This window comes from Streptomyces sp. AC627_RSS907 (genome assembly GCF_019049165.1).
On the sequence record NZ_JAGMUE010000153.1, the window covers coordinates 1 to 4752 of the forward strand.

3 protein-coding genes are annotated in these 4752 nt (G+C 67.5%); 2 read left to right on the forward strand and 1 reads right to left on the reverse strand.

Annotated features, from left to right (window positions below; genetic code table 11):
- Positions 1–175 precede the first annotated feature (175 nt).
- Positions 176–1417 (reverse strand): hypothetical protein, encoded by a 1242-nt coding sequence (locus tag KUM32_RS29310; RefSeq protein WP_217144996.1) that lies wholly within the window; start codon positions 1415–1417, stop codon positions 176–178.
- A 274-nt stretch (positions 1418–1691) separates the two neighbouring features.
- On the opposite strand from KUM32_RS29310, the gene KUM32_RS29315 reads away from it, so the two are divergent.
- Positions 1692–2927 carry a hypothetical protein gene (locus KUM32_RS29315; protein WP_254406317.1) on the forward strand — a complete coding sequence of 412 codons (1236 nt, stop codon included), beginning with the start codon at positions 1692–1694 and terminating at the stop codon, positions 2925–2927.
- Positions 2928–3682: 755 nt separating this feature from the next.
- The gene (locus tag KUM32_RS45045; protein ID WP_217144998.1) at positions 3683–4300 is read left to right on the forward strand and encodes an IS3 family transposase; all 618 of its coding nucleotides are present in this window, start codon (positions 3683–3685) and stop codon (positions 4298–4300) included.
- The last annotated feature ends 452 nt before the right edge of the window (positions 4301–4752 follow it).

Here is a 4752-nt window from a genome sequence, read left to right on the forward strand (position 1 = left end):
ACGAGGACGATCCCGCTTGGTTCGCCTCCGTCGCGGTGCTGGACGAGGGCAGCTACGAGATCGTCCGGAGTGACACCAGTCGGCGTGAGCACGACGTCGCCACCCAGACCAGCATCAATCAGATCGCAGGCGACCTCATCAAGTGGCTGGCCGCCCGCGCTACCTAAAACACGGCCTAGGGGGTGATGACCACCTGGTATGCCTCGCCTTGGAGGACGCGCTCGGACTGAACCTGACGGCCCACGGACCGCCCCGCGTTCTGGTTCTGGTCTGAGGGGACATGGGCCCTGATGCAGGGTGCCACCGGTTCGTCGCGTACGACGTCTACCCGCCATGCGCCGCCGCCCACGTAGCGGGGGATGATCTCCGCGCACAGGGAGCCGAGCGTGCCGCCCTGGCGGGTCCTGGCGAAGGGGAACTCGTCACATTCATCATTCACGACGGTGGGGTCGGCCACGAAAGGCTCCGGGGGAGCCTTGCAGGTGTAGTAACTCCTGCTCTGTGCCCTTGCCTTGTCCGCGTCGCGCGTGAGCGGCCTTTTCTCGGTGCCCATGGCGCTGTTGTCGCTCAGGTTGTTCTGCGCCCATTCGTAGGCCACTGCGGAGGCTCCGTACTGGGACTTGCTGAGGACCACCCTGGCCAGGTTTTCGGTGGCGATGCAGCCGGGAGTACTGCCGACCTGCCCGTCACAGGCCACCGAGGGGCCCGCCCACTGCCCATAGCTGATGACGGGGTAGTCCGCGTCGGGACTCTCCGTCTGGCTCTGGTAGGCGATCACGCTGCGCGAGCGCTCGCCGCCGCCCCGGGTAGTGGTCTCGTAGAAGAAATGTCCAGTCTGGTCCTCCTCACCCGCGCGCAGCTCGATGGCCCCGCCACCCCAGGCGGGCGGCCCCGGTATGCACACGGTGCACGACGACGACAGAGCGAGTCTCACCGCTGAAACACCGTCGTACTTGCCGGCGAAGACGGCGATGTTCTCCTGCCACCTCACGCTGTAGGGGTCCAGCGCGGACCGGGCCGTGATCAGGAGTTCGGCCGTGCCGATTGTGTCACCCGCGCGGTTCACAAGCGCGTACACGATGGCGTGGCGCATGCAGTAGGCGTGACGGTTGGAGACGACGTCCTGGCGTTTGCTGGAGGTGCACAGCGCCTCCGGGCTGGCATCCGGGTCGTCCCCGGGGTCGACGCCGTTCCGGGGGGCAGCGGCGACCTCGGGGGCAGCAGCGACGCGGGCGCGGATACGGGCAAGATCCCCGGCGGTGATGGGCCGCTCCTTGGTGCACGCCCATGCCGCGCCTCGGCGTGCGAGTTTGGAACCGGGGGTGGTGGCCGTGCAGGTGCCTTGGTCCTCGGGGGCCGCCGATAGTGGCGCGGCGGCGGCCGGTGAGACGCCCAGGGCGAGGAGAACTGCGGTCAAGGCGAGCGTGACTATCGCCGCGAGCAGCCGTCTGACGTGTTTCAAAGGGGGGTCCCCTGTTCGATGGCGTACGGGTCCGTTAGTGATGGAACCTGCCCGACGCTCCTGCGCAACAGGGTCGGAATAGGACCCTCCGTGATCAGTTTTGGCCCATTACCGGCTCGCACCCGCACTCCCGAGGCAGTTACGTTCACCCCTTGAACGGACAAACAACCAGGGGGAAAGGGCAACGATGCGCCCCACAAGACCCGTCAGCCGCATAGGCGGAACACTCATGGCCTGTGCGGCCTCGGCCGCTGTAGCCACCGTGGGCCTTGCCGCTTCACCGGCCTCGGCCGCACCGGCGAAGCCCGCCGCCGCCACGCAGGTCAAACCCGGCGACGTCTGCACGGCAGCCGACCTCGGCACACGCCGCCCGTACGTCAAGACGACCGAAGTCTCCTCGGAGATCACCCACTTCAAGGGCTGGTACGTCACCCAGGGCACTACCGGCTACCAAAGCGTCACCACCAGCACCAACACCACTATCTCGGTCTCGGTCGGCCTCAACGGCAATGTCCAGGGCAGCTTCGCCGTCGAGACCCTCGGCACCGTCGGTGCGAGCCTGGGCCTGAACGTTCAGGTCAACTACTCCTCCACCAGCAGCGAGTCGAACACGGTTACGTGGAATTTCACCCGGCCCGGCTACTACGGCGTCTACAAGGGCACGAAGAAAGTCACGGGCACGTACAGAAGCCTCAACTGCAACCGCAGTCAACAGAGCGACGGCAGTTGGGCGTTGAAGTGGATCGAGGGGCCCGACAGCGGCAGCTTCACCACCTACACCGCCCTTGAGGAAGGCGCGGTGCGCTGCGAGGACACAGTGCCGCCCAACAGCATCATGGCCAAGGCAAAGAGCCTCCTCGACTGCGCCTCGCCCACCGCGAAGGCCGAGCACCCGGCGGGCGCGGTGTCCCCGGCAGCGAAGCAGACGCAGGACCGCCTTGCGCAGCGCCCGGCTCCCACTACTGGCACGTCCGCCGAACAGCCCAAGGCCACCGGGCGCACCGCGCAAGCCGCCCTGACCTGCCAAGCCGGCGCCTACAAGATCGACGTTCCCGGCAAGCCCCTGAACTGGAACGCACCGCTCCTGGCCAACGACGGCATCCGCCTGCGCACATCCAACTTCACCAGCGCCCACCTGGACAATTGGCGCCTGTGCAACGTCACGGAGAACAACGGAGTCCTCGAGGCGACCCTGTGGAACTGGGGCAACGGCGGATGCGCAGCCATCCCGGCAAACATCGCCCACCAGGAGCAGGCCTACCTGACGACGGCCACCTGCGCGGAGGACGACCTCCAGCGGTTCTACATCTACCGCGACGTACCCGGCAGCTCGAAGATCGGTGTTCAGAACAAGTACACCGGTTCCATGATGGGCCACGACCGGTACGCGGACGGGGAATTGATCCGCCAGTATTCCAGCGGCAGGCAGGACGGTACGGGCACGTACACCCTGACCCGGGTCTGACGGCTCACACCCCGTGAGCGGTCCCGCACGTGAACCCTCGGCCTCCCGGTTCCGTGCGGGGCCTTCCGCGTCCCTACTCCGGTTCTGCCGGGCCAGGCGGCTGTGCCGAAGCCGGAGGCGGTCGGCTCTTGTTCGCAGAGCTGGGTGAAGTCGACGTTCGGCTTCGGGCCGTACGACATCACCGCCTGGATCCGCGACGGCGGCCCTGGCCTGGCCAAACCACCAGGAATCCTCGACCTGTAGGCACTCCAGTCCTCACCCGGCGTCTGCGCCGAATACTACGACGAGCAGCCCCGCACACGTACCCCAACCCGCACGCTCCACGACCACAGCGTCCGTCGAGCGTGCGGGTTCATGCTGCCGGGGGTTGTGGAATCTACGACCCCGCGCGCTCCCCGTAACCCGGGGCAGAACTGGCGGCCGGGACGCAAGTCCGGCACGAAGGCGTCCGGCACGACACGGCGGAAGCGCTGGCGCTGGGCGGGGGCAAGGTGCTGGAGGTCGGCGGTGAAGCGGGGAAGGGTCTCGAAGGCGGGCACGGTGGCCTCCTCCGGGCAGCACGACGAAGCCCCGGCGGGTGCCGGGGGATGCTGCAGCGGGGGCTTCCTTGGCGGTGCTCGTTCCTTGGCGCGTGGTGATGCTCAGTGGTGCTTGGTGTACGTGCTGACGGGCACCGCAGTCACTGGCGTCACTGCGGTGCCCGTATCCGTGCGAGGGCTCGAACGCGACTTCGCCGCCAACGGGCCCAACCGGCTGTGGGGCACCGACCTGACCATGATCCCACCGGGGAGGGGCCGCTGTGGCTGTCCGCGATCCGCGACGCGTTCTCCCGCCGGGTCGTGGCCTGGGAGGCCTCTGCCCGCGCGGACGCGGACCTGGTCCTCACCTCGCTGGAGTATGCCCTGGCCAGCCGCGAAGTCGCCCCGGGCGAGCTCGTCCACCACGCCGGCCACGGCTGTCAGTACACGTCCGTGAAGCTCACAACGCGCCTGGTCTGGGCCGGTATCCAGGCGTCCATGGGCTCGGTCGGCGACTCGTTCGACAATGCCCTGGCGGAGAACCTGTGGATGGTCATCAAGACCGGATGCATCCGCGGCCGCGTCTTCGCCACCAGGGCCGAGGCGAACCTCGCGCTCTTCGACTACATCGACGGCTTCTACAACCCACGCCGCATCCAGAAACGGCTCGACCACCTCAGCCCGATCGAGTACGAGGAGAAGCACTACGTCGACCAGGCAGCGACCGAACAAGCGAACGTGAACCCACGTCTACCCGCTCTGACCAGCTCATCAGCCACTCCCGCACAGCGGGGGAACCTCAAACTGGCCGCACTGATGCTCGAAGGCCGAACTGTGTGCGGCCATCCAGCGTGATCACCGTGCGGACATGCCAGTGCGAGGTCCTGGAGCGACACCAGCCCAGGCCATCTCCACCCTCTGGACGACCTGGCAGCCTGAGCACCTGTGGCTTCGGACACAGATGACCGGTTCATGGCCGCAGTGGATGTTCCGGAGCGGTGTGAAGGCCGGCCCCGGTCAACTCGACCGGGCCGGTGGCTCTCTATGGGGGCCCGCTCCGGGCGCTCCGCGAAGACCTTCACCAGGCAGCCGCACTCCGGCCCCGGGGTTCCCCAGCGCAGAGGGGGGCTAGGCCGTGTTTTAGGTAGCGCGGGCGGCCAGCCACTTGATGAGGTCGCCTGCGATCTGATTGATGCTGGTCTGGGTGGCGACGTCGTGCTCACGCCGACTGGTGTCACTCCGGACGATCTCGTAGCTGCCCTCGTCCAGCACCGCGACGGAGGCGAACCAAGCGGGATCGTCCTCGT

Excerpts from the sequence above, each read along its gene's own strand:
- KUM32_RS29315 (WP_254406317.1), top strand. The coding sequence starts at position 1,692 with ATGGCCTGTGCGGCCTCGGCCGCTGTAGCCACCGTGGGCCTTGCCGCT.